Annotated in this window: 18 protein-coding genes; 8 read left to right on the top strand and 10 right to left on the bottom strand. The window is 69.4% G+C overall.

The window, feature by feature from the left end; genetic code table 11:
- Positions 1–30 precede the first annotated feature (30 nt).
- On the top strand, positions 31–1,107 hold the full coding sequence (locus DID99_RS08290; RefSeq protein WP_044846147.1) for a porin: 1,077 nt from the start codon (positions 31–33) through the stop codon (positions 1,105–1,107).
- Between the two features lie 174 nt (positions 1,108–1,281).
- The gene (locus tag DID99_RS08295) at positions 1,282–2,244 is read left to right on the top strand and encodes a LysR family transcriptional regulator (protein ID WP_044846148.1); all 963 of its coding nucleotides are present in this window, start codon (positions 1,282–1,284) and stop codon (positions 2,242–2,244) included.
- 112 nt (positions 2,245–2,356) lie between these two features.
- Here the strand turns inward: DID99_RS08295 and DID99_RS08300 are convergent, their stop codons facing one another.
- Entirely contained in the window at positions 2,357–3,316 is a 960-nt protein-coding gene (locus DID99_RS08300; RefSeq protein ID WP_124486615.1) for a nitronate monooxygenase family protein, read from the bottom strand.
- 280 nt (positions 3,317–3,596) lie between these two features.
- On the opposite strand from DID99_RS08300, the gene DID99_RS08305 reads away from it, so the two are divergent.
- The gene (locus tag DID99_RS08305; RefSeq protein ID WP_124666483.1) at positions 3,597–4,493 is read left to right on the top strand and encodes an alpha/beta fold hydrolase; all 897 of its coding nucleotides are present in this window, start codon (positions 3,597–3,599) and stop codon (positions 4,491–4,493) included.
- Positions 4,494–4,555: 62 nt separating this feature from the next.
- Here DID99_RS08305 and DID99_RS08310 read toward each other — a convergent pair whose 3' ends face one another.
- A complete protein-coding gene (locus DID99_RS08310) occupies positions 4,556–5,047 on the bottom strand; it encodes an Lrp/AsnC family transcriptional regulator (RefSeq protein ID WP_124666484.1) in 492 nt (163 codons plus the stop codon).
- Between the two features lie 113 nt (positions 5,048–5,160).
- On the opposite strand from DID99_RS08310, the gene DID99_RS08315 reads away from it, so the two are divergent.
- Entirely contained in the window at positions 5,161–6,063 is a 903-nt protein-coding gene (locus DID99_RS08315) for a DMT family transporter (protein ID WP_124666485.1), read from the top strand.
- Between the two features lie 218 nt (positions 6,064–6,281).
- Here the strand turns inward: DID99_RS08315 and DID99_RS08320 are convergent, their stop codons facing one another.
- From DID99_RS08320 to DID99_RS08340, 5 genes are read right to left on the bottom strand one after another with little or no spacing between them, the layout of a single operon-like run.
- Complete coding sequence (locus tag DID99_RS08320) at positions 6,282–6,488, bottom strand: DUF1289 domain-containing protein (RefSeq protein ID WP_124486612.1); 207 nt, start codon at positions 6,486–6,488, stop codon at positions 6,282–6,284.
- Positions 6,485–6,991 (bottom strand): YbaK/EbsC family protein, encoded by a 507-nt coding sequence (locus DID99_RS08325; protein ID WP_044846152.1) that lies wholly within the window; start codon positions 6,989–6,991, stop codon positions 6,485–6,487. Before DID99_RS08325 ends, DID99_RS08320 begins: the two co-directional genes overlap by 4 nt.
- Positions 6,992–7,014: 23 nt before the next feature.
- Positions 7,015–7,947, bottom strand: a complete 933-nt coding sequence (locus tag DID99_RS08330) for a hydroxymethylglutaryl-CoA lyase (RefSeq protein WP_124486611.1) — start codon at positions 7,945–7,947, stop codon at positions 7,015–7,017.
- 29 nt (positions 7,948–7,976) lie between these two features.
- On the bottom strand, positions 7,977–8,918 hold the full coding sequence (locus DID99_RS08335; protein ID WP_124666486.1) for a glyoxylate/hydroxypyruvate reductase A: 942 nt from the start codon (positions 8,916–8,918) through the stop codon (positions 7,977–7,979).
- Between the two features lie 4 nt (positions 8,919–8,922).
- On the bottom strand, positions 8,923–9,360 hold the full coding sequence (locus DID99_RS08340; protein WP_185733747.1) for a VOC family protein: 438 nt from the start codon (positions 9,358–9,360) through the stop codon (positions 8,923–8,925).
- Positions 9,361–9,616: 256 nt separating this feature from the next.
- On the opposite strand from DID99_RS08340, the gene DID99_RS08345 reads away from it, so the two are divergent.
- Complete coding sequence (locus DID99_RS08345) at positions 9,617–10,240, top strand: alpha/beta hydrolase (RefSeq protein ID WP_124486609.1); 624 nt, start codon at positions 9,617–9,619, stop codon at positions 10,238–10,240.
- Between the two features lie 54 nt (positions 10,241–10,294).
- On the opposite strand, the gene DID99_RS08350 is transcribed toward DID99_RS08345, so the two are convergent.
- Both DID99_RS08350 and DID99_RS08355 read right to left on the bottom strand, forming a co-directional pair.
- Positions 10,295–12,415, bottom strand: coding sequence for a phosphocholine-specific phospholipase C (locus DID99_RS08350; protein ID WP_124666487.1), 2,121 nt, complete (start codon positions 12,413–12,415; stop codon positions 10,295–10,297).
- 57 nt (positions 12,416–12,472) lie between these two features.
- The gene (locus DID99_RS08355; RefSeq protein ID WP_124486607.1) at positions 12,473–12,757 is read right to left on the bottom strand and encodes a hypothetical protein; all 285 of its coding nucleotides are present in this window, start codon (positions 12,755–12,757) and stop codon (positions 12,473–12,475) included.
- Between the two features lie 558 nt (positions 12,758–13,315).
- On the opposite strand from DID99_RS08355, the gene DID99_RS08360 reads away from it, so the two are divergent.
- From DID99_RS08360 to DID99_RS08370, 3 genes are read left to right on the top strand one after another with little or no spacing between them, the layout of a single operon-like run.
- Positions 13,316–14,071, top strand: a complete 756-nt coding sequence (locus DID99_RS08360; RefSeq protein ID WP_124666488.1) for a (2Fe-2S)-binding protein — start codon at positions 13,316–13,318, stop codon at positions 14,069–14,071.
- A 17-nt stretch (positions 14,072–14,088) separates the two neighbouring features.
- A complete protein-coding gene (locus DID99_RS08365) occupies positions 14,089–15,090 on the top strand; it encodes a xanthine dehydrogenase family protein subunit M (protein ID WP_124486605.1) in 1,002 nt (333 codons plus the stop codon).
- Complete coding sequence (locus DID99_RS08370) at positions 15,087–17,312, top strand: xanthine dehydrogenase family protein molybdopterin-binding subunit (RefSeq protein WP_124666489.1); 2,226 nt, start codon at positions 15,087–15,089, stop codon at positions 17,310–17,312. Before DID99_RS08365 ends, DID99_RS08370 begins: the two co-directional genes overlap by 4 nt.
- 15 nt (positions 17,313–17,327) lie before the next feature.
- On the opposite strand, the gene DID99_RS08375 is transcribed toward DID99_RS08370, so the two are convergent.
- A complete protein-coding gene (locus tag DID99_RS08375) occupies positions 17,328–18,248 on the bottom strand; it encodes a LysR substrate-binding domain-containing protein (protein WP_124486603.1) in 921 nt (306 codons plus the stop codon).
- Positions 18,249–18,312 lie beyond the last annotated feature (64 nt).

Consider the following 18,312-nt stretch of genomic DNA (forward strand, 5'->3'; position numbering starts at 1 on the left):
ATCGACATTCGACAAAACCCTGGAGATCCCATGAAAGCATTCGCTCGCCGTGCGTCGCGCACGTCCGTCAAGCTGATCGCCGCGGCCGCCTGCGTGGCCGCAACCGCACCCGTTCACGCGCAGTCGAGCGTCTCGCTCTACGGTCAGGTCGACGAATGGGTCGGCGCCACCAAGTTCCCGGGCGGCGATCGCGCATGGAACGTGTCGGGCGGCGGGATGTCGACGTCCTACTGGGGCCTGCACGGCGCCGAGGATCTCGGCGACGGCTACAAGGCGATCTTCACGCTGGAGAGCTTCTTCCGTGCGCAGAACGGCCAGTTCGGCCGCTTCCAGGGCGACACGTTCTTCGCGCGCAACGCATACGTCGGCGTCAGCTCGCCGTACGGCACGGTGACGGCGGGCCGCCTGACCACGCACCTGTTCCTGTCGACGATCCTGTTCAACCCGTTCTACGATTCGTACACCTTCTCGCCGATGGTGTACCACGTGTTCCTCGGCCTCGGCACGTTCCCGACCTATCCGAGCGACCAGGGCGCGGTCGGCGATTCGGGCTGGAACAACGCACTGTCCTACACGTCACCTTCGTTCGGGGGCCTGAATTTCGCGGCGATGTACGCGCTCGGCAACACGGCCGGCGACAACCGCTCGAAGAAGTGGAGCGCGCAGTTCAACTACGCGAACGGCCCGTTCGCGGCGACCGCTGTCTACCAGTACGTGAACTTCAACAACGGCCCGCAGGACCTGAGCTCGCTCGTGACCGGCATGAAGAGCCAGGGCATCGGGCTGGTCGGCGCGACCTACGACCTGAAATACGTGAAGCTGTTCGGCCAGTACATGTATACGAAGAACGACCAGGTCGCCGGCAGCTGGCACGTGAACACCGCGCAGGGCGGCGTGTCGGTGCCGCTCGGCGTCGGCAACGCAATGGCGTCGTACGCGTACTCGCGCGACGGCGGCGGCCTCGACCAGACGCGCCAGACCTGGGCCGTCGGCTACGACTATCCGTTGTCCAAGCGCACCGACGTCTACGCTGCGTACATGAACGACCACATCAGCGGCCTGTCGAGCGGCAATACGTTCGGCGCAGGCATCCGCGCGAAGTTCTGACGATTCGTCGGTTCGGACGCGCACACAACGCGCGTCGCATGTGCCGGCATTGCGCCCCGAAAAAACGGCGCCGCTATTCGCGGCGCCGTTTTGCCTTTGTTGACCTTTTTGTTTCCTCGCCTTTGTTACCCTATCTCGTAATTGCATAATTCCCAGGAATTGCGAGCTAGTTCGATGGATACCCTCGTCAGCATGAATGTGTTTCGCTACGTCGTCGAAGTGGGCAGCTTCGTCGGCGCGGCCGAGCGCATGCAGATGTCGGCCGCGATGGCGAGCAAGCACGTGATGCATCTCGAGCAGCAGCTCGGCGCGCGGCTGCTGCATCGCACGACACGACGTGTCGCGCCGACCGAGGCGGGACGCGAATACTATGAGCGCCTCGTGCAGGCGCTGTCGGAACTCGACGAAGCCGGACAGGCGGTCGGCGCCGCGAGCGTGGTGCCGCAGGGCCGCCTGCGCGTGACGTCGCTGTCCGCGTTCGGATTGCGGCACGTGATGCAGGCCGTCACCGATTATGCGGGTCGGTTCCCGGACGTGACCGTCGACGTGACGCTGTCCGATCGCGTGGTCGACCTGATCGAGGAAGGCTACGACGTCGCGGTGCGCGCGGCGCCGAACGGGCTGAAATCGTCGTCGCTGGTCGCGCGGCAGATCGCGACCGCGCACATCCTGCTGGTCGCGTCGCCCGAGTATCTCGACAAGCACGGCACGCCACAGACGATCGCCGATCTCGCGCACCACAACTACCTGCGTCGCGATTCGAATTCGACGATGCTCGATTCGCTGGTGATCGACGCGGCCGCCGCGTCGCGCGTGAACCTGAACGGCAACCTGATCGTGAACCATCTCGAGGGGCTGCGCGCAGCCGTGCTCGCGGGCGCGGGCATCGCGCTGCTCGGCACCGAGGTGGTCGGCGACGACATCGAATCCGGCCGGCTCGTGCCGGTGCTGCTCGACGCCGTGCCGCCGCACGAGGCGCCGATCTATGCTGTGTACGCGAGCCGTCGCCACGTATCCGCGAAGGTGCGCTCGTTCGTCGACTTCCTCGCGGCACGATTCGAAGGGCAGTCGCTGTGCCCGTCGATCGAGTCGCGCCTGCGCGTGCTGCCGATCACGCGGATCAAGCGCGCGGGCTGACCGGCGCCGGCCGGCCGCGTGGCGGACATGAAAAAAGCGCGAGCCGTTGCGGTTCGCGCTTTTTTGTTTGGTCCGACGTCGTGCGCGCCGGTGGCGCAACCCGCCGCCCGCGTCAGCGCGCGATGCCGAGTCGTGCCTTCGCGTCGTCGTACTCGCGCTTCAGGCGCTCGACGAGCGCGCCGACGCTCGGCAGGTCGTCCATCAGGCCGACACCCTGGCCGGCACCCCAGATGTCCTTCCACGCCTTCGCCTTGTCGCCGCCGAAATTCATCTTCGACTTGTCCGATTCCGGCAGTGCGTCCGGATCGAGGCCGGCCTTCTCGATGCTCTCGCGGATGTAGTTGCCGTGCACGCCGGTGAAGAGGTTCGTGTAGACGATGTCGGACGATTTCGCGTTGAGGATCGCGTGCTTGTAGTCCTCGACCGCGTGCGCTTCCTGCGTCGCGATGAAGCGCGTGCCCATGTACGCGAAGTCGGCGCCCATCGCCTGCGCGGCGAGGATCGAGCCGCCGTTGGCGATCGCGCCGGACAGCACGATCGGGCCGTCGAACATCTTGCGCACTTCGCCGACGAGCGCGAACGGCGACGTCGTGCCCGCATGGCCGCCGGCGCCGGCCGCGACGAGGATCAGTCCGTCGACGCCCGCTTCGAGCGCCTTCTGCGCGTGGCGCAGGTTGATCACGTCGTGCAGCACGATGCCACCGTAGCTGTGCACCGCGTCGACGATCTCGCGCGCCGGCGCGCGCAGGCTCGTGATGAAGATCGGCACCTTGTGCTCGACGCACACGCGCACGTCGTGCTCGAGCCGTGCGTTCGACTGGTGGACGATCTGGTTGACCGCGATCGGGCCGATCACCGCGTCCGGGTGCTTCGCCTTGTGGTCGGCGAGTTCGGACTGGATCTGCGTGAGCCATTCGTCGAGCAGTTCGGCCGGACGGGCGTTGAGCGCGGGGAAGGATCCGACGATACCCGCCTTGCATTGCGCGAGCACGAGTTCGGGGTAGCTGACGATGAACATCGGCGACGCGATGACGGGCAGCGTCAGGTTCTGCAGGACGGCGGGCAATGCCATGTGATGTCTCCAGTCTCGAGGGGCGGCCGGGCCCGGCGCGGGTCGCGCCGACGCCGGCATGCATGCTTGGCGGTCGAACGGTGCTTCGAGTGTAGCGGTACAGCCGCGCGTTCATATTAATACGAACGGTCGTGCGATTCTACGCGAGCTTAACAAACCGCGCGGCGTGGCGACAATCGAGTGAGTGTTCTCTTTCTACGCGTTCGGGCATCTGGCGCGCGCAGCAGCCGGCCGGGCGCTCCTACAATATCCGCCATAACAAACCAACGAGAAACAAACCATGTCGTTTGAGGCGTTTGCTCCGTTTCGCGTGACGGTGCAGGACACCGACATCTTCGGTGTCAAAGGAGGCGCGGGGCCGCCGCTTCTGCTGCTGCACGGCCACCCGCAGACCCACATGATCTGGCATCGCGTCGCCGCGACGCTGGCGAATCACTTCACGGTGATCGCGACCGACCTGCGCGGCTATGGCGCGTCGGGCAAGCCGCCGAGCGACGCGCGGCACGCGCCGTATTCGAAACGCGCGATGGCGGCCGACCAGGTCGCCGTGATGCGCCATTTCGGTTTCGAGCAATTCCATGTGTGCGCGCACGATCGCGGCGCGCGCGTCGCGCACCGGCTCGCGCTCGATCATCCGGCGGCCGTCGAGCGGATGATGCTGCTCGACATCGCGCCGACGCTCGCGATGTACGAGCAGACCGACCGTGCGTTCGCGACCGCGTATTTCCACTGGTTCTTCCTGATCCAGCCGGCTCCGCTGCCCGAAACGCTGATCGAAGGCCGCACCGATGCGTACATCGAGCGCGTGATGGGCAACCGCTCGGCCGGGCTCGCGCCGTTCGCGCCGGAGGCGCTCGCCGCGTATCGCGCCGCGCTCGCGCAGCCGGGCGCCGTACACGCGATGTGCGAGGACTACCGCGCGTCGGCGACGATCGATCTCGAACACGACCGCGCGGATCTCGAGCGCGGCAACAAGGTCGCGTGCCCGCTGCGCGTGCTGTGGGGCGAGCACGGGATCGTCGGCCGCTGCTTCGATCCGCTCGACGAATGGCGGCGCGTCGCGCGCGACGTCAGCGGCCGCGCGCTCGATTGCGGGCACTACATTCCGGAAGAGGCGCCCGTCGCGCTGATCGACGAGCTGCTCGCGTTCTTCGAAGCGCGCGACGCGGCCGCGTGAGCGGGGCCGGCCGCGGCCGGTCGCGCGGCGCTTGCTGCGCGTCGACGGTCAGCGTTCGAGGATCAGCGGCGCGCGGCGTCGTCTTCGACCAGCGGCGGCAGGCGGCGCGGCACGGGCGTCGATTTCACGATCGCCGTGCTCGTTTCCGCGCGCTCCGTCACCTTCGACAGGATGTCGTCGAGGTGCTCGATCGTGCGCAGGTAGAGCCGGCAGATGAAGCAGTCCTCGCCGGTCACCTTGTCGCACTCGACGAATTCCGGAATCCGCCGCAACACCTCCTCGACCAGATGCAGCTGTCCCGGCAGCGGCTTCACGCGGACGATCGCCTGCAGCGTGTAGCCGAGCGCGCGCGGATCGAGCTCGACGGTGAAGCCCGCGATCACGCCCTGCGCCTCGAGCCGCCGCACGCGATCGGCGGTCGCGGGCGCCGACAGCCCGATCTGTCGCGCCAGCTCGCTGGTGGCGATGCGCGCATCCTCGGCGAGCGCCGCGAGGATCGCGCGGTCGGTCGCGTCCAGCGACGCGACGGCGGGCGGGAAAAGGCGTTTCGACATGATCGCTTTGCTTTCGAAGGTGAATCGGTCGTTTCGCTTCAGTTTAGCCGTGGATGCACGGAAAGCAAGTTTCTAGAATCGAAGTCATCTTCTCTCGCCAAACGGAGTCCATGATGGCCTCGAACGAAATCCGCCGCGGTGCCGCCGAGATGATCGTCGCGATGCTGATGTCCGGCACGATCGGCTGGCTCGTGATGTCGTCGCAGCAACCGCTCACCAACGTCGTGTTCTTCCGCTGCCTGTTCGGCGCCGCGACGCTCGCGATCGTCTGCGCGGCGCTCGGCTTGCTGCGGCGCGCGCTGTTCTCGCCGCGCATGCTCGTGCTCGCGACGCTCGGCAGCGTCGCGATCGTCGCGAACTGGCTGCTGCTGTTCGCCGCGTATTCGCGCGCGTCGATCTCGATGGCGACCGCCGTCTACAACACGCAGCCGTTCATGCTCGTCGCGCTCGGCGCACTCGTGTTCCGCGAACGGATCAGCGCGTCGACGATCGCGTGGCTCGCGCTCGCCTTCATCGGGCTCGTCTGCGTGGTGCGGGTCGAGCCGGCCGTGCTCGCGGTGCCCGGCGAATATCTCGAAGGCGTCGCGCTGTCGCTCGGCGCGGCGTTCCTGTACGCGGTGTCGTCGATCGTCACGAAGCACCTGAAGGGCACGCCGCCGCACCTGCTGGCACTGCTGCAGGCCGGCCTCGGCATCGTGCTGCTCGCGCCGTTCGCGCACTTCGACACGCTGCCGGCGACGGCCGCGCAGTGGCTCGATCTCGTCGTGCTCGGCGTCGTCAACACCGGCCTGATGTACGTGCTGCTGTACGGCGCGATCCAGAAGCTGCCGGTCGCGATGACGGGCGCGCTGTCGTTCGTCTATCCGGTCGTCGCGATCATCGTCGATCGCATCGCGTTCGGGCAGACGCTCGCGTGGACGCAGGTGCTCGGCGCGCTGCTGATCCTGCTCGCGGCGGCCGGCGTGAACCTCGGCTGGCGCATCGTGCCGGCGCGTCGCGCGGCGGTCGGCAACTGAAACGGTCGTGCGATTCGACTTGCCGCTACGGCCTGCCGCCAGGCCCGTCGGCGTCGCCTCCGGGCACGCGGATTGCGCGCCAGACAGGCCGTAAGGAGTTGTAGGGAAACACCCGATGCGACGCTGCAGCGTCGCTCGTATGATGCGGCTGTGACGTTGATCACGTTCACAGGATTCCGATCTCATGCCGTTCGCCAAGCAGGCCGAACGGCATTTTTTTATGCGCCGCTCCGCGCGAGCAGGCGCCGCCGCGCGTCGAGCCGCGCGAGCAACACGCGTCTCGCGTCGTCGTCCGACGCGCGCCATCCCTTGATCTCGTCACGCGTGCGCAGGCAGCCCGCGCACCAGTCGGTGCGCGGATCGATCCTGCAGACGTCGGTGCACGGCGAGGCGACCGTGCCGACCGGTACCGGCGCGTCGCTCATGCGTCGTTACGCAATGCGACGTCGGCGACCGGCGCACCCGTCAGCGCGACGAGTTCCTGCGGCGACAGGTTGAACACCGCGTGCGGATGGCCGGCGGCGGCCCACAGGCTGTCGAGCTCGAGCAGGTCGGCGTCGATCAGCGTGACCGGTTCGACGAGATGGCCGATCGGGCACACGCCGCCGATCGCGTAGCCGGTATGGTCGCGCACGAACTTCGCATCGGCGCGGCCGACCGCGCCGACCTGGGCGGCGACCTTCTTCTCGTCGACGCGATTCACGCCGCTCGCGACGACGAGCACCGGCAGGCCGTCGGATTCGCGGCGAAACAGGATCGACTTCGCGATCTGCGCGACCGAGCAGCCGAGCCCGGCCGCGGCTTCGGCGGAGGTCTTGCCGGTTTCGGCGAGCATCACGATCCCTTTCGCATGCCCGCGTTCGCGCAGCAGCAGCGCGACGCGTCGCGCGGAATCGGGGAGAGAGTCGAATGAAGCGGGTGTCGTCATGGGGAGTCCGGTGAGTGTCGGGGTCACGCGCAGCTCGGCGCGTCGGCCGCGCTCTGCGCCTTGGCGAGCAGCGCGCGACCGGCGCGCGACACGTTCGCGCGGCCGATCGCGTTCGAGATGAAGTCGCCGGCGGCGACCACCTGCGCGAGATCGATGCCGGTGTCGATGCCGAGGCCCTGCATCAGGTACAGCACGTCCTCGGTCGCGACGTTGCCGGTCGCGCCCTTCGCGTACGGGCAGCCGCCGAGGCCGGCGACCGACGCGTGGAAGATCTCGATCCCTTCGAGCAGCGCCGCGTAGATGTTCGCGAGCGCCTGGCCGTAGGTGTCGTGGAAGTGGCCCGACAGCCGTTCGCGCGGGAACACGCGCGTGACGGCCGACAGCACTTCGCGCGTGCGCTTCGGCGTGCCGACGCCGATGGTGTCGGCGATGTCGATCTCGTCGCAGCCGAGCGCGGCGAAGCGTTCGACGACGTCGACGACCGACGCGACCGGCACCTCGCCCTGGTACGGGCAGCCGAGCGTGCACGACACGCTGCCGCGCAGCCGCAGGCCGGCATCCTTCGCGGCCTTCGCGACCGGCTCGAAGCGCGCGATGCTCTCCGCGATGCTGCAGTTGATGTTGCGCTGCGAGAATGCCTCGCTCGCCGCGCCGAAGATCACCACTTCGTCGGCGCGTGCGGCGAGCGCGTTCTCGAAGCCTTTCAGGTTCGGCGTGAGCACCGAATACACGGTGCCCGGGCGACGCTCGATGCCGGCCATCACGTCGGCGCCGTCGGCCATCTGCGGCACCCATTTCGGCGACACGAACGATGCGGCCTCGATATTGCGGAAGCCGGCGCGCGACAGCCGGTCGACGAGCGCGATCTTCACGTCGGTCGGTACGAAGGTCTTTTCGTTCTGCAGCCCGTCGCGCGGGCCGACTTCGACGATCTTGACGGCGGTGGGGAACGTCATGGTTGTCTCCGGTCTCGTATAGGTGGAATTCAGTAGCCGCGCGCGTAGTCGACGATGCCGCCGACGCGCTCGCCGCGCTCGAGCGCGCGGATCTTGCCGGCGATCTGCTCGACGGCTTCGTCGCGCAGCGTCTCGGCCGAGCTGTGCGGCGTGATCGTGATGCGCGGCGCGTGCCAGAACGGGTGGTCGACCGGCAGCGGCTCGTGCTGGAACACGTCGAGCGTCGCGGCGGCGACCTGGCCGCTCGCGAGCGCGTCGAGCAGGTCGGCTTCGACGAGATGCGCGCCGCGTGCGACGTTCACCAGGTATGCGCCCGGCGCCAGCTTCGCGAAGGTCCGCGCCGACAGGATCCCGTCGGTATCGTGCGTGCTCGGCAGCAGGTTGACGAGCACCTTCGCGCCGTCGACGCACGCGTCGAACGCGTCGTCGCCCGCGAAGGTCGCGACGCCGTCGAGCCGTTTCGGGCTACGGCTGTAGCCGCGCACCGGCAGGCCGAGCGCGGCGAGCGCCTGCGCGACCTGCGCGCCGAGCACGCCGAGGCCGAGCACCGCGACGGTGAAGCTCGCGCGCGGATGCGGCTCCAGCACCTGCCAGCGGCGCTCGCGCTGCAACGCGTCGTATTCGTCGAAGCGGCGCAGGTAGCGCAGCACCGCGTGCGTCACGTATTCGATCATCTGCCGCGCCATGCCCGAATCCTCGAGGCGCACCAGCGGCACGTCGCGCGGCAGCGTGCCGGGATGCGCGCGATCGAGCGCGAGCAGCGCATCGACGCCCGCGCCGAGGTTGAAGATCGCGCGCAGGCCGTCGCGCGGCGCGAACAGCTCGCGCGGCGCGCGCCACACGAGCGCGTAGTCGGCGGCGGCCGTGTCGCCCGGCTGCCACGCGCGCAGCTCGGCCTCGGGCAGCGCCTGCGCGATCGCGTCGCGCCAGGCGCCGGCTTCCTGGTGCGGCGAGTAGAACAGGATCTTCATGCGCTTACTTCGAGAACAGCTGGCCGATGTCGGCGAACGCCTTGAACTCGAGCGCGTTGCCGCACGGATCGAGGAAGAACATCGTCGCCTGCTCGCCGACCTCGCCCTTGAAGCGGATATGCGGCTCGATCACGAAGCGCGTATGCGCGGCCTTCAGTTTGTCGGCGAGCGCATGCCATTCGTCCATCGACAGCACGACGCCGAAATGGCGCACGGGCACGTCGTCGCCGTCGACCGGGTTCACCGCGCTTTTGCCGGTTTCGTCCGGCGCGAGGTGCGCGACGAGCTGATGGCCGAAGAAGTCGAAGTCGACCCAGTGTTCCGAGCTGCGGCCCTCTGGGCAGCCGAGCAGGCCGCCGTAGAACGCGCGCGCGCCGGCGAGGCTCGACACGGGGAAGGCGAGATGGAACGGGCGCAGCGCGCCGGCGGGCGTAGCGGACATCGGGCGTCTCCTGTCGATCGGAACCGGCGCGGGGAGCCCGGTTCGATCCGATGCAAGGCAAGCGGGAAGCCCACATTCTACGGTTTCGCGGCGCATTGCGCCGCCGCGAGGCCGCCGGCCCGCACCGCGAGGCCCGCGCCGGCGGTCGCCCGGCTACCGTCCCGCGCAAAAGCAAAGCACAAAATATTGGTTCGGCCGCCGCGCACGCCACGCCACAATCGAACCTCGTCTCCAAGCAAAGCAAGCGAGGGCAATCATGCGCGCATGCAGCAAATCGGCGTGGCCGCCGCGGCTCGTGACCGTTCCGGGCCTGCACGGCAGCGAAGGCGCCCACTGGCAGACCTGGCTGGAGCGGCAGTTCCCGCGTGCCCTGCGGGTCGAGCAGGCCGATTGGGACGCCCCCGATCTCGCGCGCTGGGCGCAGTCCGTGCGCGTGCTGCTCGAACGCGAGCGCGGCCCGTTCGTGCTGGCCGCGCACAGCTTCGGCTGCCTCGCGGCCGCGCATGCGCTCGCGCAATGGCCGCAGGAGGCCGACGTCGCGGGCGTGCTGCTCGTCGCGCCCGCCAGTCCGAAGAAATTCACGTTCGCGGGGCCGTTCGACGCGCGCCGGCTAGCGGTGCCGTCGATCGTGATCGGCAGCGAAACCGATCCGTGGATGCCGCTCGCCGATGCGCGCACGCTCGCGCAGCGGCTCGGCAGCGCATTCGTGAACCTCGGCGACGCGGGGCACATCAACACCGCGGCCGGCTTCGGGCCGTGGCCGCGCGCGAAGTACTTCATCGACACGCTGGTGCACTGCGCGGCGCCGCTGCGCTTTCGCGACGCGGACGACGGCTTCGACGTCGCGCCCGTCGAGCGCGCGCTCGCGCACGCGATCTGAGATTCGACGGCACGCGCCGCGCGGCCGACGCCGCGCGCCGTCGTGCCGCCGCGCTTACGGCGCGGAGACCGGGCGCACCGCGGCCGGATCCGAGTAGCTCGACCGGCCGTTCTCGACGTGGCCCGCGAAGCGGCGCGAGAACGTGCCGTTCACGCCGTCGCTCACCGTCACGTCATACCAGTGGTGGCTCGACGCGAGCGCCCATTGCTCGACGCGTTCGTCGCCGCCGTGCAGGGTCACCTGGCGCGCGGGCGTGCCGTACGCGTTGTCGGTCAGCGTCAGCGTCACGTGACCGCTGCCGTGGTTGCGCAGCTTCAGGTACAGGTTGCCGTTCGCGATGTCGTAGCCGGCTTTCACCTCCGGCTGCGCCTGGTTGCGCCGGCGCGCCGTCGCGGCCGACACGTTGCCCGCGAACATCCGCACGAAGCCGTTCGGCCCGTACACCGAGAACGCATACGCGCCGTTCGTCTCCATCACGTCGAAGTCCGCGTGCAGCACGCGGCGCGCGCCGACCGTGTAGCGCCACGGGCCGTCGGTGCGGTTGGTCGCGTACACCTGGAAGTGCGCGCCCTGGTTGCCGCGGTTCGCGAACTCGATGCGCAGCGTGTTGCCGCCGTAGAGGCTCGCGTTCACGTGCAGTTCGTACGGCAGCGCGCGCGCCGGGCGCACGCCGGGTTCCTGCGGGTCGATCGGCAACGGCGTCGCGGGCACGCTCGGCGCGGGTTGCGACGTGCATTGCTGGTCGGCGATCGAGCGGTACTGGCTCGTATCGGGCAGCGTCGGGAACGTCGCGTCGGACGAGCGGAAGTCGAACGCGGCGGTGAGATCGCCGCAGACGGTCCGGCGCCACGGCGTGATGTTCGGCTCGTCGACGCCGAAGCGCTCGCCGATGAAGCGGATCACCGACGTGTGGTCGAATACCTGCGAGCACACGAAGCCGCCCTTCGACCACGGCGACACGACCGTCATCGGCACGCGCGGCCCGAGGCCGTACGGCAGCCCGTCGGCCGTGTAGCTGCCGCCGCGGCCGGGATTCACGACCGTATGCAGCTCGCCGTCGGTGGTCACGGTCGATGCGCCCTGCGCGGCCGAGGTCGGCGGCTGCGGCGGCACGACGTGATCGAAGAAGCCGTCGTTTTCGTCGTACATGATGAACAGCACCGTCTTCGCCCACACGTCCGGGTTCGACGTCAGCGCGTCGAGGATCTGCGACGTGTAGTTCGCGCCGTACGCCGGCGTGTATTTCGGATGCTCGGAGAACACGGCGGGCGGCAGCAGCCACGATACCTGCGGCAGCCGGTCGTTGATCACGTCGTCCTTCAGGTTGTCGAGCGTGCGCACCGTCTGCGCGCGCTGGTACAGCGACGAGCCCGGCTTCGCGTTGATGAAGTTCGTGAAGTTCTGCAGGATGTTCGTGCCGTAGTTGCCGTTGTACGGATCGGCCCACGTGAGCCCCTGCTGGTAGATCTGCCACGACACGCCGCGCGCCTCGAGCCGTTCGGGGAAGGTCGTCCACGACAGCAGCTGGTACGCGGGCGGCAGGTCGCCGTCGACGTAGTCGGCGTTGTCGAGCAGCGGGCCGCCGAACTTGCCGGTCGGGTCGACCGTGCCCGTCATCAGGTACGAACGGTTCGGGTGCGTCGGCCCCGGCAGCGAGCAGAAGTAGTTGTCGCACACGGTGAATGCATCGGCGAGCGCGTAATGGAACGGGATGTCCTCGCGCACGTGATAGCCCATCGTCATGTCGGTCTTGTTCGCGGGCCACTGGTCGTAGCGGCCGCCGTCGATCGCCGCGTGGGTCTTCGCCCACGAGTGGTCGAGCGCGCCCAGGCACTGCGCGCTGGTCGTCTTCGTGTCGAGCCGGAACGGCAGCACGGGCTTCGCCGGGTCTTCCTTCGACGGCTGGTACCACACCGGCTTGCCGTTCGGCAGCGGAATCGGGAAGCGGTCGTTGTAGCCGCGCACGCCGCGCAGGTGTCCGAAGTAATGGTCGAACGAGCGGTTCTCCTGCATGAACACGACGATGTGCTGGACATCGCGGATCGTGCCGGTGCCGCGCGCGGCCGGAATCGCGAGCGCGCGGCGGATCGATTCGGGGAACGCGTTGAGCGCGACGGCCGCGCCCGCCGACTGTGCGACGGTATGCAGGAAACGGCGGCGGCTGGATGACGTCATGTTATTTCACCTCGGTTCTGCGATTGGGGACTGGGGACACCAACAGGAACGGCGGGATCAGTGCGGCGACGACGCGGCGATGGCGGACGCGCCCGCGTTCGTCGCGGGCTTCGCGTCGTCGTCATCGTCGGGCGGGTAGTGGACGACGGGCGGCGCGAGCGGCGCGGCATCGGACGCGGCGGCTTTCGCGCCCGCGCCGCTGTTGAACGCGCTCGCGGCGCCGGACGATGCGCCGGCCTGTTGCGAGGCGTCGGTCGCGTGCGCGTCGTGCGGCGCGTCGTCGCTGCAGGCGGCGGCGAATGCGGCGGCACATAGAACGACGACGAGGGCAACACGACGCATCACTTCTCTCCTGGCAGGCGGATCGGGAAACGTTTTCGAGTATGCCCGTGCGATGCGACGATTCGGTGAATCGTTTGCGACCGGCGCGTGATCGCGAACGGCTTTCGTGATGCTGACCATATGCTTTCACGGCGGCGGAGCCGGGTCGACCCGCCGAATTTTCATGGCGGATGTAGTGGCCGCGCGCATTTACACGCGCGTGCAACGCGACGAACCATGCACGCGATGCGACGTGTCGTGCACGGCGTTGCGGACGCCTTTGGCCAGCGTCGGTCGATGTGTCGCCCGCGCCACTGCCGAATGCGTGTTTTTTACCGCATCGACAGCCGGCGGTCAGCCACGCGCCAGCGTAGCGGCACGCACGTGACAGGAGCGGTAACCGATACCTGCGTGCGGTCCGTTCGCAACGCATGAACGCAATCTGCCCGGCGCAGGCGAAGACCCGTGTCGGCTTGCGGCACCGGAATTGCTCGCAGCGCCGATGCAGCGCTGTCCCGCGCGGCCAACCGGGCACGGGCGGCGTATCCGCATCCATCAACCAGGGAGCGAGCAGAAGCCATGTCCAGCGATCGACCCATCCCCCCGTCCACCGGACCCGCGAGCGATGCTGCCCCATCGCCGCTCGCGGCCGGCCATGCGGCGTCGCCGCCGTTGCCGCACGATACGCCCTCCAGCGCCGCGCGGCGCCGCTTTCTGCAATCGGCGGCGGCGGCCGCGACCGTCGGCGCCGCATCGCACGTTCATCCGCAGCAGCCGCACACGACATTCACGCCTGCGGCGACACATCGCGATACGGTCCCGGCGCACCCCGTGCGGCTCGACATCAACGGGCGCGAATACACGCTGCAGCTCGAACCGCGCGTCACGCTGCTCGACGCGCTGCGCGAATACGCGGGCCTCACCGGCACGAAGAAGGGCTGCGACCGCGGGCAATGCGGCGCGTGCACGGTGCTCGTCGACGGGCGGCGCATCAACGCGTGCCTGACGCTCGCGGTGATGCACGAAGGCGAGCGGATCACGACCGTCGAGGGGCTCGCGCGCGGCGGCGTGCTGAGCCCGATGCAGCGTGCGTTCGTCGATCACGATGCATTCCAGTGCGGCTACTGCACGCCCGGCCAGCTGTGTTCTGCGACCGCGCTGCTCGACGAGTTTTCGGCGGGCGCGGCGAGCGCCGTCACCGACGACGTGCGACGCCGGCCCGCACAACTGTCGGACGACGAGATCCGCGAGCGCATGAGCGGCAATCTGTGCCGCTGCGGTGCGTACCCGAACATCGTCGCCGCCGTGCGCGCCGCGCACGCGGCGAACGGCTAGCGCGGGAGGCCCCGGCCATGGAAGCGATCTCCTACGAACGGGCAACCGACGTCGCGGGCGCCGTGCGGGCGGCGCAGCGGCCGGGCGCGGCCTTCATCGGCGGCGGCACGAACCTGCTGGACCTGATGAAGGGCGGCGTCGCGCGGCCCGTCACGCTCATCGACATCACGCGCATCGCGGGCCTCGATACGGTCGACGCGTTGCCGGATGGCGGACTGCGTATCGGTGCGCTCGTGCGCAACAGCGATGCGGCCGCTCATCCGCGTATCCGCGCGGACTATCCGCTGCTGTCACAGGCGCTGCTCGCCGGGGCGTCCGCGCAATTGCGCAACATGGCGACCGTCGGCGGCAACCTGATGCAGCGCACGCGCTGCCCGTATTTCTACGATCCCGCGTTCGCGCAATGCAACAAGCGCGAGCCGGGCAGCGGCTGCGCGGCGATCGGCGGGCACAACCGGATGCACGCGATTCTCGGCGCCAGCCAGCAGTGCGTCGCGGTGAACCCGTCGGACATGAGTGTTGCGCTCGCGGCGCTCGACGCGGTCGTACAGGTGAGCGGCCCACGCGGCGCGCGGCAGATTCCGTTCGCGTCGTTTCACCGGTTGCCCGGCGATCGGCCCGACCTCGACACGACGCTCGAACCGGGCGAACTGATTACGTCGGTGGATCTGCCGCCGCCGCGCTTTGCGGACCATGCGCACTACCTGAAGGTGCGCGACCGCGCGAGTTACGCGTTCGCGCTGGTCGCGGTGGCCGCCGCGTTGCGGCTGGACGGTGCGCAGGTGACGGAGGCGCGCATCGCGCTCGGCGGCGTGGCGCACAAGCCGCTGCGTGCGACGGCCGCGGAACGGCATCTCGTCGGCCGCGCGCCGACCGATGCGGCGCTGCGCGAGGCGGCTGCGCTCGCGTTGCGCGACGCGCGGCCGCTCGACGGCAATCGATTCAAGGTCGCGCTCGCGCAGCGCGCGATCGTCCGTGCGGTGCATGCGGCCGCTGGCACGACGGGAGATGCGGCATGAACACGGTGACCGGACAGCCGCTCGACCGTGTCGACGGCGTACTCAAAGTGACGGGCGGCGCGCGCTATGCGGCCGAATTCGCCGATACGCGCCTCGCGCACGCGGTGCTCGTGACGAGCACGATCGCAGCGGGGCGCATCGAATCGATTGACGCGGCACGCGCACGCGCGATGCCCGGCGTGCTGCTCGTGATGACGCACGAGAACGCGATGCGGTTGCCCAACGGCGGCCGCACGCCGCTGTCGCCGCCGGCCGGGCGCCGGCTCACGCTGTTGCAGGACGACACGGTGCGCTACAGCAACGAACCTGTCGCGGTCGTCGTCGCCGAAACGCTCGAGCAGGCGACCGACGCCGCGAATGCCGTGCAGGTGCGCTATCGCGCGAGCGATGCCGCGCTCGATTTCGCGCGCGCGAAGCGCGGCGCGCGCGTGCCGCCGAAGCAGCAGGGGCGCGCGATGGACACGCAGCGCGGCGACGTCGATGCAGGCCTGCGCGAGGGCGCGGTGCGCATCGACGCCACCTACACGACGCCGATGCAGCATCACAACCCGCTCGAGCCGCACGCGACGATGGCGCACTGGGACGGCCCGACGCTTACGCTGCACGACGCGACGCAGGGCGTGTCGGGCGCCAGCACGGCGGTGGCCGCGGTGTTCGGCATCGCGCCGGAGCAGGTGCGCGTGATCTCGCCGTTCCTCGGCGGCGGCTTCGGCTGCAAGGGATCGTCGTGGTCGCACGTGTCGTTGTGCGCGATGGCCGCGCGCCAGGTGGGCCGCCCGGTGCGCCTTGCGCTGACGCGGCCGCAGATGTTCGGCCCGGTCGGCGGCCGCCCGTTCACCGAGCAGCGCGTCGTGCTGGCCGCGCGCGCCGACGGCACGCTGACCGCGCTGCGCCACGACTCGATCGTCACCACGTCGACGTTCGAGGACTGGACGGAGATGTGCGGGATGCCGTCGCGGATCATGTATGCGGTGCCGAACCAGGCGACCACGCACCGGATCGTGTCGCTGAACGTCGGCACGCCGACGTTCATGCGCGCGCCCGGCGAGGCGTCCGGTTCGTTCGCGCTGGAATCGGCGATGGACGAGCTCGCGTGGCGGCTCGGCATGGATCCGGTCGCGCTGCGGCTCGCGAATTACGCGGAAGTCGATCCGGAGGACGGGAAGCCGTGGTCGAGCAACAAGCTGCGCGAGTGCTACCAGGCCGGCGCGCAACGCTTCGGCTGGTCGCGGCGCACCGGCGGGCCGCGCACGATGCGCGACGGCGACACGCTGGTCGGTCTCGGGATGGCCGCCGCGACGTATCCGGCGAATCGCAGCGAGGCGTCTGCGCGTGCGCGCATCCTGCCGGACGGCACGGCCGAAGTCGCGTCGGGCACGCAGGACATCGGCACCGGCACCTACACGGTCATGACGCAGGTCGCCGCCGATGCGCTCGGCTTCGCGCTGCAGAACGTGCGCTTCGTGCTCGGCGATTCGAGCCTGCCGCGCGCGCCGGTGTCGGGCGGCTCGCAATCGGCGGCGAGCGTCGCGCCGGCCGTGCGCGACGCCGCGCTGCGGGCGCGCGCGATGCTGATCGCGCTGGCGGTCGCCGATCGGGGCTCGCCGCTGCACGGCGTCGCGGCGGACGACGTGACGGTCGACGACGGCTGGCTCGTGCATCGCGGCGAAACGTCGCGGCGCGATCCGGCCGCCGCGGTGATCGCGCGCGCGGGCGGACGGCCGCTCGAAGCGCAGGCGACCGCGAAGCCGGGCGACGAGAAGTCGCGCTATGCATCTCATTCGTTCGGCGCGGTGTTCGCCGAAGTACACGTCGATGCCGAACTCGGCACGATCCGGGTGCCGCGCATCGTCGGCGTGTACAGCGTCGGCAGCCTGCTGAATGCGAAGACCGCACGCAGCCAGCTGATCGGCGGGATGGTGTGGGGGCTCGGCACCGCGCTCGAGGAAGGCTCGTTCCTCGACGTGCGGCATGGCCGCTTCACGAATGCGAACCTCGCCGAATATCACGTACCCGTGAATGCGGATATCGGCGATCTCGACGTGAGCTTCGTCGACGAACGCGACACGCATTTCAACCCGCTCGGCATCCGCGGCATCGGCGAAATAGGGATCACGGGCGTGCCGGCGGCGATCGCGAATGCGATCTATCACGCAACGGGCGTGCGCGTGCGCGATCTGCCGATCACGCTCGACAAGGTGGCGATGCCGACGCGCGCGTGAGCGTCAGCCGCAGCGTCAGCGGCGCGGCGTTCTGCGCCGCGCTTCGCTGCGCAGCCAGTCGAGCCACGTGCGGATCGCCGCTTCCTGCGGATGGCCGGGGCGCCATACGACGTAGTGCGCATACACGTCGGTCACGCGCACCGTCGATACGCGCACGAGCGTGCCGTCCGCGAGCTCGGGCTCGATCAGCGAGCGGCGCGCGAGTGCGACGCCGCGCCCTTTCAGCGTCGCGTCGATCAGCGCATTCGCATCGGTGAAACGCGGCGCGCGAGCGGATTCGGTGAGGTCGAGCCGCGCAGCCTGGAGCCACGGTTCCCATGGCTGCGCGGGATGGCGCAGCAACGTCGCGCGCACGAGATCGGCCGGCACGCGCGGCGCAATGCCGTCGCGATTGCGGTACGCGGGGCTCGCGACCGGGAAGATCGTCTCGTTCATCAGCTTTTCGGCGACGACGCCCGGCCAGCTGCCGGGCCCGTAGCGCAGCGCGACGTCGATGCGGTCGCGCTTGCGCAGCGGCGCGAGCGCCACGTCCGGGTGCAGCGCGATCGCGATGTGCGGATGCGCGGCCGTGAAGCGCGGCAGGCGTGGTGCGAGCCAGCGCTCGGCGACACTTGGCAGCACGCTGACGTTCAGCGTCACGTCGCAGGTACGCGGGCGGCTGCGTACGGCGAGCGCCGGCTCGAACGCGCGTTCGAGCACGCTCAGGCCCTGGCGCACCTGTAGCGCGAGCGCATGCGCGGCATGCGTTGGCGTTGCGCCGTTGCGTTCGCGCGTGAAGAGCGGGTAGCCGAGCTGCGCCTCGAGCGCGCGGATGTGCTGGCTGACGGCGCCTTGCGTGAGCGCAAGCGCATCGGCCGCGCGCGTGAAGCTCTGCAGCCGCACGGCGGCTTCGAACGCACGCAGCGTCTGGAGCGGGGGGAGGTGGATGCGTCGCATGCGGGTATTAGTAACACTAATGCTCAAGCACGACAATTCTTCGTTTGCCGCGCATCGGGATGCG

Origin of the sequence: Burkholderia sp. Bp8986 (assembly GCF_003854225.1) — a bacterium.
Classification (GTDB): Bacteria; Pseudomonadota; Gammaproteobacteria; order Burkholderiales; family Burkholderiaceae; genus Burkholderia.